The organism is Phenylobacterium sp., assembly GCF_013911965.1.
Lineage (GTDB): Bacteria > Pseudomonadota > Alphaproteobacteria > Caulobacterales > Caulobacteraceae > Phenylobacterium.
The window spans coordinates 1-14,010 of the sequence record NZ_JACESE010000001.1; the positions used below are offsets into that span (position 1 = coordinate 1).

At 71.9% G+C, this 14,010-nt stretch carries 14 protein-coding genes and 1 tRNA gene; 3 read left to right on the plus strand and 12 right to left on the minus strand.

The genetic code is table 11. The features are described from left to right. On the plus strand, positions 1 to 274 hold a 274-nt coding region (locus H2041_RS00005; protein ID WP_293408099.1), incomplete at its 5' end, for a transposase. Positions 275 to 355: 81 nt separating this feature from the next. On the opposite strand, the gene leuD is transcribed toward H2041_RS00005, so the two are convergent. The 4 genes from leuD to H2041_RS00025 form a co-directional block, all read right to left on the minus strand. Further along, complete coding sequence (gene leuD, locus H2041_RS00010; RefSeq protein WP_293408101.1) at positions 356 to 973, minus strand: 3-isopropylmalate dehydratase small subunit; 618 nt, start codon at positions 971 to 973, stop codon at positions 356 to 358. A gap of 3 nt (positions 974 to 976) precedes the next feature. Next, positions 977 to 2,398, minus strand: coding sequence for a 3-isopropylmalate dehydratase large subunit (gene leuC / locus H2041_RS00015; protein ID WP_293408103.1), 1,422 nt, complete (start codon positions 2,396 to 2,398; stop codon positions 977 to 979). Continuing rightward, a complete protein-coding gene (locus H2041_RS00020) occupies positions 2,395 to 3,414 on the minus strand; it encodes a phosphoglycerate dehydrogenase (RefSeq protein WP_293408105.1) in 1,020 nt (339 codons plus the stop codon). Before H2041_RS00020 ends, leuC begins: the two co-directional genes overlap by 4 nt. Positions 3,415 to 3,498: 84 nt before the next feature. After that, entirely contained in the window at positions 3,499 to 4,257 is a 759-nt protein-coding gene (locus tag H2041_RS00025) for a GntR family transcriptional regulator (RefSeq protein ID WP_293408108.1), read from the minus strand. A 135-nt stretch (positions 4,258 to 4,392) separates the two neighbouring features. On the opposite strand from H2041_RS00025, the gene H2041_RS00030 reads away from it, so the two are divergent. Beyond that, positions 4,393 to 5,322 (plus strand): LysR family transcriptional regulator, encoded by a 930-nt coding sequence (locus H2041_RS00030; RefSeq protein ID WP_293408111.1) that lies wholly within the window; start codon positions 4,393 to 4,395, stop codon positions 5,320 to 5,322. On the opposite strand, the gene H2041_RS00035 is transcribed toward H2041_RS00030, so the two are convergent. The 5 genes from H2041_RS00035 to H2041_RS00055 all read right to left on the minus strand — a co-directional run bounded on the left by H2041_RS00035 (position 5,319) and on the right by H2041_RS00055 (position 11,163). Further along, positions 5,319 to 6,404, minus strand: coding sequence for a glycerophosphodiester phosphodiesterase family protein (locus H2041_RS00035; protein WP_293408113.1), 1,086 nt, complete (start codon positions 6,402 to 6,404; stop codon positions 5,319 to 5,321). The two genes, H2041_RS00030 and H2041_RS00035, sit on opposite strands and share 4 nt — an antisense overlap. Positions 6,405 to 6,427: 23 nt before the next feature. Continuing rightward, positions 6,428 to 9,205, minus strand: a complete 2,778-nt coding sequence (locus H2041_RS00040; RefSeq protein ID WP_293408115.1) for a TonB-dependent receptor — start codon at positions 9,203 to 9,205, stop codon at positions 6,428 to 6,430. Positions 9,206 to 9,294: 89 nt separating this feature from the next. Then, positions 9,295 to 10,257 carry a DUF4880 domain-containing protein gene (locus H2041_RS00045; RefSeq protein WP_293408117.1) on the minus strand — a complete coding sequence of 321 codons (963 nt, stop codon included), beginning with the start codon at positions 10,255 to 10,257 and terminating at the stop codon, positions 9,295 to 9,297. Between the two features lie 44 nt (positions 10,258 to 10,301). Beyond that, positions 10,302 to 10,922: a sigma-70 family RNA polymerase sigma factor gene (locus H2041_RS00050; protein ID WP_293408119.1), complete on the minus strand. Its 621-nt coding sequence runs from the start codon at positions 10,920 to 10,922 to the stop codon at positions 10,302 to 10,304. A gap of 165 nt (positions 10,923 to 11,087) precedes the next feature. Then, positions 11,088 to 11,163 (minus strand) — tRNA-Ile (locus H2041_RS00055). 147 nt (positions 11,164 to 11,310) lie between these two features. Between H2041_RS00055 and H2041_RS00060 the strand changes: the two genes are divergently transcribed. Then, positions 11,311 to 12,069 carry an SIMPL domain-containing protein gene (locus H2041_RS00060; protein WP_293408121.1) on the plus strand — a complete coding sequence of 253 codons (759 nt, stop codon included), beginning with the start codon at positions 11,311 to 11,313 and terminating at the stop codon, positions 12,067 to 12,069. A 54-nt stretch (positions 12,070 to 12,123) separates the two neighbouring features. Here the strand turns inward: H2041_RS00060 and H2041_RS00065 are convergent, their stop codons facing one another. From H2041_RS00065 to H2041_RS00075, 3 genes are all read right to left on the minus strand, one after another. Continuing rightward, the gene (locus tag H2041_RS00065; RefSeq protein WP_293408123.1) at positions 12,124 to 12,585 is read right to left on the minus strand and encodes a hypothetical protein; all 462 of its coding nucleotides are present in this window, start codon (positions 12,583 to 12,585) and stop codon (positions 12,124 to 12,126) included. Beyond that, positions 12,585 to 12,941, minus strand: coding sequence for an aspartate 1-decarboxylase (gene panD, locus H2041_RS00070; protein ID WP_293408125.1), 357 nt, complete (start codon positions 12,939 to 12,941; stop codon positions 12,585 to 12,587). The genes H2041_RS00065 and panD overlap by 1 nt, the downstream gene beginning before the upstream one ends. A 155-nt stretch (positions 12,942 to 13,096) precedes the next feature. Then, a complete protein-coding gene (locus H2041_RS00075) occupies positions 13,097 to 13,996 on the minus strand; it encodes an alpha/beta hydrolase (protein WP_293408128.1) in 900 nt (299 codons plus the stop codon). Between the last annotated feature and the right edge of the window lie 14 nt (positions 13,997 to 14,010).

Consider the following 14,010-nt stretch of genomic DNA (forward strand, 5'->3'; position numbering starts at 1 on the left):
CGCCGACCGCGGCTACGACGCTCAGGCGGTGATCGAGCTGGTCCGCTCGCGCGGCGGCTGCGCCCACATCCCCACGCAGAAGGACCGCAAACTCCAGCGCTCCGTAGATCCCGCGATCTACCGCCAGCGCAACCTCGTCGAGCGCTTCTTCTGCAAGCTCAAGCACTTCAGGCGGATCGCGACGCGCTTCGACAAGCTGGCCAGGAACTTCCTCGCCGCCGTCCTGCTCGCCTCAACCCGCCTGTGGCTCAGAGCTTATGAGTCCACGCCCTAGGCCGGCTTCGCGCCGGCGGCGCGTCCTTCCTCCGCCGGCGCGGCTGCGGGCGGCGGCCGTCTCTTGTCGAAAGGACCCGCCCTACGGGCGGCGGGCCGCCAGCCAGGGATTGCGCTGCAGATGCGCGGCCTCGAAGGCGCGGATCTCGTCGGCGCGGGCCAGGGCGAGGCCGACCGCGTCGAGGCCGTTCAGCAGGGCGTGCTTGCGCGGTTCGTCGATGTCGAAGGTCAGCCGAAGCCCCTCGCCCTCGATCGTCTGGCGCGCCAGGTCGATGACCAGCCCGCAGGTCTCCGGCCGGGCGACGAGCGCCATCAGGGCCTGCGCCTCGTCCGCGGGCACGGTGACGGCCAGCAGGCCGTTGCGCGCGCAGTTGTCGAAGAAGATGCCGGCGAAGCTGGTCCCGATCAGCGCCCGGATCCCCAGCTGGGACAGCCCCCAGACGGCGTGCTCCCGGCTGGAGCCGCAGCCGAAGTTCGGTCCGGTCACCAGAAAGCGCGCCTGGCGCCACGGCGCCTGGTTCAGGATGAAGTCCGGCCGCAGGGCGCCCGCCGCGTCGAAGCGCAGGTCGTGGAAGACGCCCCGGTCGAGGCCGCTGCGGTCGATGCCCTTGAGGAACTGCTTGGGCATGATGACGTCGGTGTCGATATTGGCGGCCGGCAGCGGCGCGGCCACCCCCTCGACCCTCTCGAACGGCTCCATGGTTCAGGCTCCCTGCAGTTGGCGCACGTCGGCGAGCCGGCCGCAGACGGCGGCGGCGGCGACCATGGCCGGGCTCATCAGGTGGGTGCGGCCCCCGGCGCCCTGGCGCCCCTCGAAGTTGCGGTTGGTGCTGGAGGCGCAGCGCTCGCCGGGCCCGAGCACGTCGTCGTTCATGGCCAGGCACATGGAACAGCCCGACTGGCGCCACTCGAAGCCGGCCTCGAGGAAGACGCGATCCAGCCCCTCGGCCTCGGCCTGGCGGCGGACGGCGCTGGAGCCTGGCACGATCATGGCCCGCACCCCCTCGGCGACCCGCCGGCCCCGCAGGACCGCGGCGGCCTCGCGCAGGTCCTCGATCCGCGCATTGGTGCACGAGCCGATGAAGGCGCGGTCGATCCGGATGCTCTGCAGCGGCGTTCCGGGCCGGAGCCCCATATAGTCCAGCGCCCGGACCAGGTCCCGCCGCCGCCCGGGGTCGGCCTCGGCATCGGGGTCGGGGGTCCGGCCGAGGACGGAGGCGGCCTGATCGGGGCTGGTGCCCCAGGTGACCATCGGCTCGATCTCCGCGGCGCAGAGCGCCACCTCTCGCGCATAGACGGCGCCGGGGTCGGCCCGGAGCTGCGACCAGGTGTCGACCGCCCTCTCCCATAGCGCTCCCTGAGGCGCCCGGGGGCGGTCCTGCAGATAGGCCAGCACCTTGTCGTCCGGGGCCGCCAGGGCGCCGCGGGCGCCGCACTCCACCGCCATGTTGCAGAGCGTCATGCGGCCTTCGACGCTGAGGGCGGAGATGGTCTCGCCGCAGAACTCGATGGCGCAGCCGGTCGCCCCGTCGGCCCCGATGCGTCCGATCAGGGCCATGACCACGTCCTTGGCCGTCACCCCGGCCGGCAGCCGGCCGGTCACCTCCACCTTCATCGGCGCAAGGCGACGATAGACCACGGTCCCGGTGGCCAGCATGTGCTCGATGTCCGAGGTCCCGACGCCGAAGCCGAGCGCCCCGAACGCGCCATAGGTCGTGGTGTGGCTGTCGCCGGCGGCGATCACCATGCCAGGCTGGACGAGGCCGAGCTCGGGCGCGACCACGTGCTCGATCCCCTGCAGGGGATGGAGGATGTCGAAGAGCTCGATGCCGAAGTCGCGGCAGTTGCGGGCGAAATAGGCGACCTGTTCGGCGCCGCCCGGGTCGGGCATGTCGGCGATCCGGTCTGGCGCGGTCGGATTGACGTGGTCGACCACCCCGAGCAGCCGCTCCGGCCGCCAGACCTTTCGTCCCGCCTCGCGCAGACCGGTGAAGGCCTGGGGGCTCGTGTATTCGTTCAGCACGCTGAAATCGACGTAGAGCAGCACCGTCTCGCCCGTCTCGTCGAGGCGGGCGACGGCATGGCTGTCCACCAGCTTGTCATAGAGGGTGCGGGGGCGCGTCATGCGGTGGGGACCTTGGTCCGCCGGCCGTCGGCGACGACGCATTCGGGCGGCGGGTCCTGCCCGTTCAGCACCGCCACGACGCAGCGGGCGGCGATCATGTTGGTGCGGGCCAGGCCTTCGCGCGTCGAGGCGCCGGCGTGGGGCGCGGCGACCACGTCGGGGCGGGCGATCAGCGCCTCGGTCACGGGGCGCATGGCCGGGTCGCTCTCGCTCTCGAAGACGTCGAGCCCGGCGCCGCCCAGATGACCCGCCTCCAGGGCGGCCAGCAGGTCCCGGTCGCTGACCAGTCCGCCGCGCGCGGTGTTGATCACGAAGGCGCCGGAGCGCATCCGCGCCAGGGCCCGGGCGTCGATCATGTGCCGGGTCGCGGGCGTCAGGGGCGCGTGGAGGGTGACATAGTCGCTTTGCTCCAGCACCTCCTCAAGGTCGACGAAGCGCACGCCGGTGCGCGCGGCGTAGTCGGCGTCGGGTCTGGAGGTGGCGACCAGCACCCGGGCCTCGAAGCCGCTCAGGCGCCGCACCACGCTGCCGCCGATCCGGCCGAGGCCGACGACGCCGACCGTCTTGCGATAAAGGTCCGTGCCGGTGAGGATCGACCAGGCGCCCGCCTCCATCTGGGCCTGGGCTTCGCGGAACCGTCTCCCCAGCGCGATCATCATGCCGATGGCCTGGTCGGCCACCGAAGCGTCGTTGCCGCCGGCGGCGATGGTCACCACGCGGCCGAGCTCCGCCGCCGCTTCGAGGTCGACGCGCTCGTATCCCACGCCGCGCCGCGAGACGATGGCCAGCTCCGGAAGGGCCGAGAGCAGGAACCGCGTGACTCTGGCGTGGCCGACGATCCAGCCCTGGGCGCCGGCCAGCAGGCGCACGAGCTGATCGTGGTCCAACCCGCCGTCGGCCTGGCCGGCCGGCAGGTCGGCGATCGCCACCTCGCAGCCCTCGGCCTGGAGATAGGCGATGGCGGCCTCGTCGAAGAACCGCTGGGTGACGACCACCCGCCGCGTCCTGTGGGTCATGCTGCACCTCCTCTGTATGGAGGTCGCCTAGCCCAGGGCGGCGACAGGCGGCCAAGACCGCTTGCGCATAAGGTGATGCGCGCCTCAGCGCGTGGCGATGCTGTGCAGGCGCGCCTTCGTCCGGAGCACGTGCCGGCTCATCAGCGCGCCGGCGGCGTCGGCCTCGCCCTTGCGGATCGCCTCGAGGATCTCCTCATGGTCGGCCTGGGAGACGGTGATGAACTCCGGCGGCGTGTCCGGCACCTCGCGCAGGCGCAGGGGCACGCGCTCGGCCACCACCGGGCACAGGCGCGCGGCGTCGCCGAACAGGGGATAGAGCAGCGTCATGCGAATGGCGCTGCGCAGGACGAGGTTCTCCGGCGCCCGCTGGATCGCGCGGTGGAACAGGCGGTTCAGCGTGTACCAGTCCCGCTCGATCTCCTCCGACCAGCGGCCTTCGTCCAGGATGGCCCGGGCTCGTCCGACCGTCTGCCCCAGATAGGCGAGCCCCTCGGCCGACCAGCCCATCTCCACCGACAGGCGTGCGCCGAGGCCCTCGAGCTGGGCCCGCACCTCGATGGAGTCGAGGATGTCGCTCAGCTTCATGCTCTGGACGGTGTAGCCGCGGTTCATCCCGTAGGTGACGAGGCCCTCCGCCGACAGCACGGCCAGGGCGCTGCGCACCGGCGTGCGGGAGACGTTCATCTCGTTCGCCAGGGCCTCGGCGCGCAGCTTGCTGCCGGGGGCGATGCGGCCCGAGACGATCTGCTCGCGCAGATGGGTCAGCACGGTGTAGGTCGCAGGTTCGGTATAGGGTTCGGAACTCGCCGTCTCGACCGAAGCCAGCCAACCGTCATCCGTCATCCCGACCGTCCCCTGTTCGCGCCCGCACCTGCCGGACGGCCTTCAGATACACCACTGCGGCCAGATTGCAGCGCCTCCTGACCGCGACGGCGCCGTCGATGCTACTGTGGCGCAGAAGGCGACTGGGGGCGGCGTATGGAACTGGCTTGGCTCGAGGATTTTCTGACCCTCGCCCAGCAGCGGAACTTCTCCCGCGCCGCCGAGACGCGCCACATCTCCCAGCCCGCCTTCAGCCGGCGTGTCCGGATGCTGGAGGAGTGGGTCGGCGCGCCGCTGTTCGACCGCGACACCCACCGCGTCGAGCTGACGGCGGCGGGCGCGGAATTCCTTCCGATCGCCCAGGAGATCGTTCGGCGGCTCGCCTTCGGCCGCGAGCGGGCGCGCGAGGTCTTCGAACTCGCCGCCGGCAGCCTGCGCATCGCCTGCACCAATGTCCTATCCCTCACCTTCTTCCCGGCCTGGCTCCAGCAGCTGGAGTCGGGAGCCGCCGCGCCGCCCTCCAACATCAGTCTGGTCACCGACAGCATGGCCGACTGCGAACGCCTGATGGTCGCCGGCCAGGCGCAGTTCATCCTCTGCCACCATCATCCGGCGGCGCAGACGGAGCTCGACTCAGGCGCCTTCCTCGGGGTGGAGGTGGGCGAGGACGTGCTGGTCCCCGTGAGCGCGCCGGCCGCGCCGGACACGGCGACCCCTCTGCACCCCCTGCCTGGCGCGGCCGACGCGCCGAGCGCGCACCTGGCCTTCAGCCCGGCCTCCGGCATGGGCCGCATCCTCGCCGCGGCCCGCGCCGCCGGGGCGCCGGCCTGGCTCTCCCCGGTCTTCACCGCCCATCTGGCCATGGTGCTCCTGATCATGGCGCGGGAGGGGCGCGGCGTCGCCTGGCTGCCGCAGAGCCTCATCGCCGGCGACCTCGAAACCGGAGCCCTGGTCCGCAGCGCCCCCTCGACGGACTGGGACGTGCCCATGGGCATCCGGCTCTATCGCCCCCGGGCGCGCCAGAGCCCGGCCGCGGAAGCCTTCTGGTCGCAGGCGGCGACCATGGCCGGGCGACGCCTGGCCTAGCGTCGCAGGGCTGCGACCGCCACGTCGGGATGATCCGTGAACAGGCCGTCCACGCCGGCCGACTGCAGCGCCCGCACAAGGGCTGCGGCGTCGCCGGGCTGGTCCAGGTGGTCGGGATCGCCCGGATCGCCCCGGCGGAACTGGACCGGCAGGCGCCGGTTCTCCGCGCCCACGCTCCAGACATGGACCTGCAGGCCGGCGTCGTGGGCGTCGGCCACGAAGCTGGTCGCCGGCAGGGACCGCCCCTCGGCGTCGCGCGGGAAGATAAGCTCGGTCTCCGGCCCGACGATCTCGGCGAACTGCGCCACATACCTGAGCCCCTCGGGGGAATAGACGTCGGACCAGGCCGCGATTCCGTTGGCCCGCAGGATGTCGTCCGGCGGCGGGACGCTGTTGATCAGGAACATCAGGCGGACCGGGGTCAGCTTGCGCAGCGCCACGAGAGCCTCGGGCCAGAAGGACTGGATGATGACCGGGGCGTCGCGCCGGTTGAGCCCGGCGCGCTCGAGCGCCTCGACGAGGGCCGCCTCCATCGGCAGGCCGATGGCGGCGTGGTATCCGGGGTTCTTCAGTTCGATGTAGAGACCGACCGGCCGACCGCGCCGGTCCCCCTCCGTCCTCGCGATCGCCACGATCTCCGCCAGGGTGAGCACGGGCTGCCGACCATCGTAGGCGGCGCTCTCCTTCCTTTGCGAGGGATAACGTTCGCGGGCGCGCAGGGTCCTGAGTTCGGCCAGGGTGAAGTCCTCCACGAACCAGCCTTCGAAGCGCTCGCCGTCGATCAGGCGAGAGGTGCGGCGATCGGCGAATTCGGGATGCGCCGCGACGTCGGTGGTCAGACCGATTTCGTTCTCGTGCCGCGAGACCAGAACGCCGTCCTTCGTCATGACCAGGTCGGCTTCGATGTAGTCGGCGCCCTGCTCGGCCGCGAGCCGATAGGCCGCCTCGGTGTGTTCGGGGCGGTAGCCGCTCGCCCCGCGGTGGGCGATGACGATAGGGCTCGGAAAGGCCTCGGCCGCCCCGGCCGAGGGCGTCGCGAGGGTCAGGGCGAGGAGCGCCAGAGTTGCCAGGCGATGGAGCATGAGGAAGCTGTCCCTGAGCGGCTTCAGCGGCGGATGGTGAGACGGAGGCCGTAGAGGCGGGGCTCGCCCAGCACGTTGGTCGGCATGCCGATGGACTCCCCGGCGCTGCCGGCGCCCTTGCGATAGACCTCGTCAGTCAGGTTGCTGGCGAAGGCCTCGACCTCCCAGTCGCCGGCATGGGGCGTGTAGCCGATGCGCAGGTTCAACAGGCCGTAGGCGTCCTGGAGCTCGTCCTGGAGCAGGTCGGCGACGATGCGGCCCGTCTGCAGGTCCGGGCGGTCGTTGTCGTCGGCGAAGAAGATTCTGCTGCGCCAGGAATAGCTCGGCCGGAGCTCCAGGCGCCCGCCGGGCGCGGCCAGGCTCAGGGCGGCGCCGACCGACAGGCTGTGGTCGGGGGAGCGGGCGAAGCGATTGCCCTCATAGGCCCCCGCGCCGAAGCGCGCATGGCTGTAGGCGTAGGTTCCGAAGAGGCTGAGCGCCGGGGTCGCCCGCCAGTCGCCCTGCAGTTCGACGCCATAGGCCTCGGCCTTGCCCGCGTTCGTGGTGATGAAGCCGCTGCCCACCAGCTCCCGCGTCTGGAAGTTCTGATAGTCGTAGTAGTAGGCCGAGGCGTCGAACCGCAGGCCGCTCTGGCGAAGATCGGCCTTCAGCCCGACCTCGAAGGCGTCGACGGTTTCCGCCGGCGAGACCGTGAAGTTGACCGGCCCGCCAGGGGCGGACGGCGCGGCGGCCGACAGCACAGCCGCGCGCCGCCCTCGCGAATAGCTGCCGTAGAGGTTGACCGCCTCGCTCAGGGCGTAGCGGCCGGTCAGGCGCCAGGTGAAGCCGTCGTCGGAAAGGTCCTGGCTCTCCTCGCCGTTGGAGGGCTGGGCGTTGACCCCGAAGTCAGGCAGGCCGGGCGCGGCCAGATCGGTGCCGAAGAGGGTCAGGCCCTGAAGCAGGGCGCGGGCCGTGGCCACGCCCGCGGGGCTTCCGCTCGCCGCCAGGCCCGAGGCGCCCACCACGCCGCCCAGGATGCTTCGGCCCGCCACGGCGCTGCCCCAGCGGGTCGTCTTGTCGTCGTGGGTGTAGCGGACGCCCGCGCTGATCTCCCAGCGATCGGCGGGACGGAAGGTGGCGTCGGCGAACAGGTCGTAGGAATCCAGGTCGGCCGTGTTGCGGGAGGTCTCCACGTGGGCCGGGTCCAGCCGCGCGGCCAGGGCGGCGGCCTCCGCGCCGCTCAGCAGGAGCCGTCCGCCGCTCAGCTGGGCCACGACCCCCTGCACGAGGGCGCCGGTGAAGGCCGTCTGACCGAACAGGCCCAGGGGCGCGGGGTTGTTCTGCGGCAGGCCAGTGAGCGGCCCGCCGTTCAGCATCCCGCTCACCTGCGCCAGCAGGATGCGCTCGTCGAAGCGGACATCGACCTCGGAGCGGGCGCGTTCCTGGTAGTAGCTGGCGCCCACGAACCAGCTCACGGCGCCGCCGCCATCATAGTTCAGGCGCAGTTCCTGGCTGAGATAGCGGCCGCCATTGTCCTCCATGGTGGTGAAGACCGGCAGGGACGTGCCGTCGGCGTCATAGACCTCGATGGAATCCACATCGCGATAGCCGGTGACCAAGTTCAGCGTGAACGCCTCGTTGAGGTCGTAGCGGAGAAGCGCGGTGACGCCGGCATACTGCTGATCGACGCCCAGTCCGCGGCCGTCCGCGAAGTCCGCCGGCGCCGAGAGCCAGACCGGATCGTCCGTCGCCAGGCCCGCCAGCGCCTGGCCCGTGCCGGGGTCGGTCGGCCGCAGGTACATGGACTTGAACCCTGTCCCGTCCGTCTCTTCCTGCTGGAAGTTGAAGATCAGGTCGGCGGAGACGTCCGGCGTCGGCGCGAAGGAGACGGCCGCGCGGACCGCGTCAAGGCGCAGGGCGTTGAGGCCGTCGCCGGAATCGGGCGCCAGGTTCTCCAGCGAGCCGTCCCGCTCCCGGTGACGGGCGGCCAGGCGCACGGCCACCACATCGTTGAGAGGCAGATTGACCATGCCTTCCGCCATGGCCTGGCCCTGGTTGCCGGCCTCGGCCGAGAGCCGCCAGTCCGGCCCGGGCGCCGCACGGTTCTGGATGACGTTGATGCCGCCGATCAGGGCGCCACGGCCGAACAGGGTCGATTGGGGCCCCTTGGCCACCTCCACCCGGGCGATGTCGAACAGCTCGACGAACGATCCGCGGGACTTCGAGATCGGCACGCCGTCCTGAAAGACGGAGACGCGCGGCTCGCTGAAGGAATCGCCGCCGGAGGAGTTGATCCCCCGCATCACGAAGATCGGATTGTTGGGCGACTGATCCTCGACCACCAGGCCCGGCGTGTAGAGGGACAGATCCCGCAGGGTGGCCACCCCGCGCTCCTCCAGGGTCTCGCCCGACAGGGCGGTCAGGGCGAAGGGCACCTCGGCCGTCGCCTGCTCGCGGCGCTGAGCCGTGACCACCACGTCGCTCAGGCTGACGGCGGTCTCCGCCGGCGCCGCCTGCAGGGCCACCAGCCGCCCCTCGTCGCGCTCCACCCTTAGGCCGGCGCCGGCGATGAGCCGACGGAGGGCTTCGCGGGTCTCCAGGCGGCCGCGCACGGCCGGCGCGTCCCGGCCGGCCACCGCCTGCGCCGGGTAGAGGATCTGGACGTCGGACTGGGCCGACCAGGCGTTGAGGGCCGCGCCGAGGTTCTGGGCCGGGATATCGAAGTCCCGGACCCGGTCCTGGGCCGACGCCGGAGCGGCCACGAAGGCGGCGGCCGCCGCCAGACCCGCGAGCAAAGCGTTGTGAGAAACGGTCGAAATCATGGCCCCCGCCTTCGCTGATGGGCGCCCGCAACGGCGCCTTCAATGGGCAGGACGCGCGGGGATGGCCGACACGCCAAGCTGCGGGGAAATTATTCCGCGGCGGTGAGCAGGTGGGCCTGTTGGTCGCGGCGCGCGCGCACGGGCAGGACGACCTCGAGAGCGGCGAGGAAGTCGGTGGGGTCCGACGATGTGAAGCGTCCGCCGATCCTCAGGCGGCCGATGGCCGGATCGACGATGACGATCTTGCGCTCCAGATAGCGGTTGTATTCGGCGACAGCCTCGGAAAGCGGCGCATCGACGAAGACGATCTCGCCTTGCGGCCAGGCGACCGCCTTCTCGAGGGCGGCCTCCGGCGCGGCCGCGAGGCTGGCCTTGCCGGCCTGGACGACCACCTGCTGCCCCGTCTGCGCCCGCAGGCCCGCCGCGCCGTGCGCCGTGCCGTCGAGCGCGATGAGCACCAGCCGCGCCTCGTCCAGCCGCACATTGTAGCGGCCCGGCCCCAGCCGCCAGTCCGAGCCTGCGGCGTGCAGGATCAAGGGGCGCGCGCCGGGCGAGACGGCGATGGCCGACTCCCCGCGCTCCAGCCAGGCCTCGGTCGCCGCCTCCCGAACGCGCCAGCTCAGGCGGCTGTCGGTGTTGAGGTCGGCCCGCGCGTCGGCGGCCAGCCGGATCGTGCGGCGCTCGCCCACCCCTGTGGCCACGCGCTCCCGCGCCAGGACGCGGCTGGACATGCCCGCGCCGGCGGCCGCGAGCGCCGCGCCGCCGAGGGACAACACCATCGCCCGCCGCGACAGGCCGGCCCGCCGCGGAGGCCGCGTCGTGACCACGGCCGGCGCCGCCAGCGCGGTCCAGGCCGAGGCGACGCGGGCGAAGGCCACCGCATGGGCCGGGTCGGCCGCGCGCCAGCGCTCGAAGGCCTCGCGATCGCCGGTTCCGGAGTCCAGCCGGGCGAGCCAGAGACCGGCCGCCTCCATGGCCGCCTCCACGCGCGCGGCGCCGCCTGCGGTGTCGTCCGCCTCAGGATCCGTGGCGCGTTCGGGCGTCTCGTTCATCATGCTGTCTCTTAGAGACGCGCGAAGCGGCGCGCACCTCCAAGCTAGAGCCGGAATTTCTTCTGTCTCGCCTGGGGCCGGCGCCGTCCCGGCGCGGCCGGGGCTTGCGCAGCCTCAGAATCCTGCGCCTGCGGCGCCTCTGCGCGGCTCATGGCCTGGGCCATCAGGATCATGCCCCGGGCCAGCCGCTTCTCGACGGTGGAGAGGCTGAGCCCCAGCCGCCGGGCGATCTCGCGCGAGGACAGATCATGCAGCCGCCGCAGCTCCACCACCTCGCGACAGCGGGGCGGCAGGTCGCGCAGGGCCGACAGGGCCAGGCGCAGCCTCTGGCGGCCGGACGCCTCGTCGAAGGGATCGGGGGTGTCGCTGCTGACCTCGCGGGCGCCGTCCACCTCGGCCAGACGCTCCATGGAAACGACCCGGGCCCGCCGGACCCTCTGGACGCCGAGGTTGCGTATCATGGTCAGGACATAGGCCCGCGGCTCCTCGATGAAGCGCCATCCCTCCGACGCCATCAGCCGCGCATAGACGTCCTGCACCAGATCGGCGGCCTCCTCGCCATTGGCCGAGAACCGGCGCGCCAAGGCCAGGTAGCGCTGTTCATGGGGCAGGACCCGGTCGATGAACCACAGATCGACCTCCCTCAGACCCAGCAAGTGCTTCATCCCGCCCCATCCCCGACTGGGGCGGGCATGATCCGCCGACGTGAAAGTTCGGCGACCGCGGCGAGAAATTATTGTGTCGGCCAGAGCGCGGAGCCGCGGGCGGGCGGACGGCGCACGATCGTCTCCGCCTCCTCGGGCGAGCCTCGTGCGGCGCCGACGCCCCGCTGGTGGGCCCGGCAGGACTCGAACCTGCAACCAGACCGTTATGAGCGGCCGGCTCTAACCATTGAGCTACAGGCCCCATCAGCGGACGATGCGGTTACCACGGGCTGCACGGCGCTTAAAGCTCCGGTTCAGGTTCGGCTTGCGAGGGTGGAACACGACGGCCGCCACGGAATTTCCGCATGCAGCCTCTACGGTGAAGTTTCAACAAGAACGGGAGAGCTCGATGAAGACCCTGATGCGCGCCGGCGCCCTTGGACTGACGATGGCGGCGGCCGCGGCCCTGGCCCCCGCGGCCATGGCGCAGACGGCGGCCGCGCCGGCGACCCCGGCGGCGGACTCCATGTTCCGCGCCACGACGCTGAACCTGTCGGCCATGGGCGAGGTGGACGTGGCGCCCGACATGGCGACCATTACGCTCGGCGTCCAGACCGAGGCGGCGACGGCGCAGGAAGCCATGCGCGCCAACGCCCAGAAGATGAGCGAGGTCATGTCCGCCCTGAACCGGGCCGGCATCGACGGGCGCGACATCCAGACCTCGAACCTGAACCTGAACGCCCAGTACGACTACCCGCAGAACGAGTCGCCCCGCCTGCGCGGCTATCAGGCCAGCAACCAGGTGACGGTGAAGGTGCGCGACCTCGCCCGTCTCGGCGCGGCGGTGGACGCGACGGTGAACGCCGGCGCCAACCAGATCCACTCGATCAACTTCGGCCTGAACGACTCCACGGCCGCGGAGAACGCCGCCCGCCAGGCCGCCGTCCGCAACCTGCAGGCCAAGGCCCAGCTCTACGCCCAGGCCACCGGCCACCGCGTCGGCCGGCTGGTGACGCTGAGCGAAGGGACCAGCTACTCCCAGCCGCCCCCGCCCATGCCCTACATGGCCATGGCCCGTGCGGAATCGAAGGACATGTCGACGCCGGTCTCCGGCGGCGAGATGACGGTGCGGGTGGACATCAGCGGCCTCTACGAACTGACCCGCTGAGGCGACGCGCCGGTTAATGGCGAACGGCCCCCGCGCCGGCGGGGGCCGTTTTCGTCAGTCCATGCCGGCTTCGGAGAAGGCGCTCGCCAGGCGGTCGGTCATGACGAGGCCCGGCAGGGCGCGCTGGCCCTCCATGACCGCGGCGAAGACCAGCGGGCGGCCCGCCACGGGACCTGCGGCCCAGCCGACGCTGCGCGAGCCGTCGCTGGCGGTGGGGCAGCTGATGGCCACGCTCTCGGGGGTTTCCAGATAGCTCTCGAGCAGATCCTGCGCCGTGCGCACGCCCTCGCCCCGGCAACCCGGATAGGCGCGCCCGCAGATCACCGCGGTCCCGTAGCGATAGACGACTTCGCCCGTATCGGCGCGCGCCACGAGCACGCAGGTGGACGGATCGCCGATGCGATTTCCGATGGCCCGATCGAGGACGGCCTCGTCGACCCCCTCCGGCGCGGTGGGGGCGCAGGCGGCCAGCGCCGCGGCGGCCGAGAGGATCAGCGCCGCCGCCGTCCGCCGCATCAGGCGGCCTGCTTGATCTCGTTGCCGTCCTCCAGAAGGACGACGGTGGGGGCGTAGTTGCGGGCCTCCTCGGCCGGCAGCAGGCCGTAGGTCACCACGATGACCTTGTCGCCCTTCTGCACCAGGCGGGCGGCCGCGCCGTTGACGCCGATCACCTTGGAGCCGCGCGGCGCCTCGATGGCGTAAGTGGTGAAGCGGGCGCCGGTGGTGATGTTGAGCACGTCCACCTGCTCGTGCGGCAGGATGCCCGAAGCGTCCAGCAGGTCGCGATCGATGGCGATGGAGCCTTCGTAGTCGAGGTCGGCCTGGGTCACCGTGGCGCGGTGAAGCTTGGCCTTCATCAGGGTGACCAGCATGGGCGACAGCGTCCTTGCGGCTACAGATTGACAGCCCCGTCAGCCGGAAGCGGCGTCGGGAAAGGGCATATACGCATTTCAGCCCTTCCGTTCAATTACCGCGTCGCGAAACCTTCCCCAAGGGAAACGGACTGCGACGGCTTGCCGGCCAAGGGTCAGCGCGTGTTAGGCGCCGCAGCGTCGACGTGGCGGCGCAGGAAGGCCGTCATCTCCTCGAGCACGGGGGCCGAACCGCGCAGGGGCCGCGAAAGGGCCAGGAGAATGCCGGCGTGGCCGAGGTCGGGATAGATGCGCGCGGCCGCCGGCGCGCCGGCCGCCGAGAGGCGCGCCTGCAGGATCCGGGTGTCCTCGGCTTCCACCACCTCGTCCTCCCCGCCGGCGGCGAGGAAGGCGGGCGGCGCGTCGGCGCGGGGGAAGTTCACCGGCTGGGTCGCGGAGAGGTCCTCTGCGGCCCCGAACACCTTGGGCGTGATCTCGCCGGTGAGCGGCAGGAAGTCGTAGGGACCGGCCAGCCCCGCCACGGCCCGGATCCGCGCCGGCGTCACGCCGGCCGCCTCCAGATAGGTCTCGTCGAGGGCGAGCATGAGGGCGTTGTAGGCGCCGGCCGAGTGCCCGGCGAGCACGATCCGCTGAGGGTCGCCGCCGAACCGCTCGGCGTTGTTCGCCGCCCAGGCGACCGCCCCGGCGCCGTCTTCCAGGAAGGCGGGGAAGCGGACCTGCGGGTGGAGCCGGTAGTCGGGAACCACGGTGAGGAATCCCTCCGCGGCCAGGGCGCGCCCCACCCAGCCATAGTCCTGCCGCCGTCCGTCCTCCCACGATCCGCCATAGAAGAAGACCGCCACCGGCCAGGGGCCCTGCCCCTCCGCCGGCGCATAGACGTCCAGCGCCTGGCGCGGATCGGGGCCGTAGGCGACGTCGCCGGCCAGTTTCCGGGAGGGGTCGGTGGGGGTGAGGTTGGCGAAGGCCGTCAGGGGCGAGCAGGCGCCAAGCGCCAGGGCCGCGACCCCCAGGACGAGCATGGCGGGCAGGCGAAGCGAGCGGACGAGGGACGGCATGGGAGACTCCGGCG

Excerpts from the sequence above, each read along its gene's own strand:
- leuD (WP_293408101.1), bottom strand. The coding sequence starts at position 973 with ATGGAGCCGTTCGAGAGGGTCGAGGGGGTGGCCGCGCCGCTGCCGGCC.
- leuC (WP_293408103.1), bottom strand. The coding sequence starts at position 2,398 with ATGACGCGCCCCCGCACCCTCTATGACAAGCTGGTGGACAGCCATGCC.
- H2041_RS00020 (WP_293408105.1), bottom strand. The coding sequence starts at position 3,414 with ATGACCCACAGGACGCGGCGGGTGGTCGTCACCCAGCGGTTCTTCGAC.
- H2041_RS00025 (WP_293408108.1), bottom strand. The coding sequence starts at position 4,257 with ATGACGGATGACGGTTGGCTGGCTTCGGTCGAGACGGCGAGTTCCGAA.
- H2041_RS00030 (WP_293408111.1), top strand. The coding sequence starts at position 4,393 with ATGGAACTGGCTTGGCTCGAGGATTTTCTGACCCTCGCCCAGCAGCGG.
- H2041_RS00035 (WP_293408113.1), bottom strand. The coding sequence starts at position 6,404 with ATGCTCCATCGCCTGGCAACTCTGGCGCTCCTCGCCCTGACCCTCGCG.
- H2041_RS00040 (WP_293408115.1), bottom strand. The coding sequence starts at position 9,205 with ATGATTTCGACCGTTTCTCACAACGCTTTGCTCGCGGGTCTGGCGGCG.
- H2041_RS00045 (WP_293408117.1), bottom strand. The coding sequence starts at position 10,257 with ATGAACGAGACGCCCGAACGCGCCACGGATCCTGAGGCGGACGACACC.
- H2041_RS00050 (WP_293408119.1), bottom strand. The coding sequence starts at position 10,922 with ATGAAGCACTTGCTGGGTCTGAGGGAGGTCGATCTGTGGTTCATCGAC.
- H2041_RS00060 (WP_293408121.1), top strand. The coding sequence starts at position 11,311 with ATGAAGACCCTGATGCGCGCCGGCGCCCTTGGACTGACGATGGCGGCG.
- H2041_RS00065 (WP_293408123.1), bottom strand. The coding sequence starts at position 12,585 with ATGCGGCGGACGGCGGCGGCGCTGATCCTCTCGGCCGCCGCGGCGCTG.
- panD (WP_293408125.1), bottom strand. The coding sequence starts at position 12,941 with ATGCTGGTCACCCTGATGAAGGCCAAGCTTCACCGCGCCACGGTGACC.
- H2041_RS00075 (WP_293408128.1), bottom strand. The coding sequence starts at position 13,996 with ATGCCGTCCCTCGTCCGCTCGCTTCGCCTGCCCGCCATGCTCGTCCTG.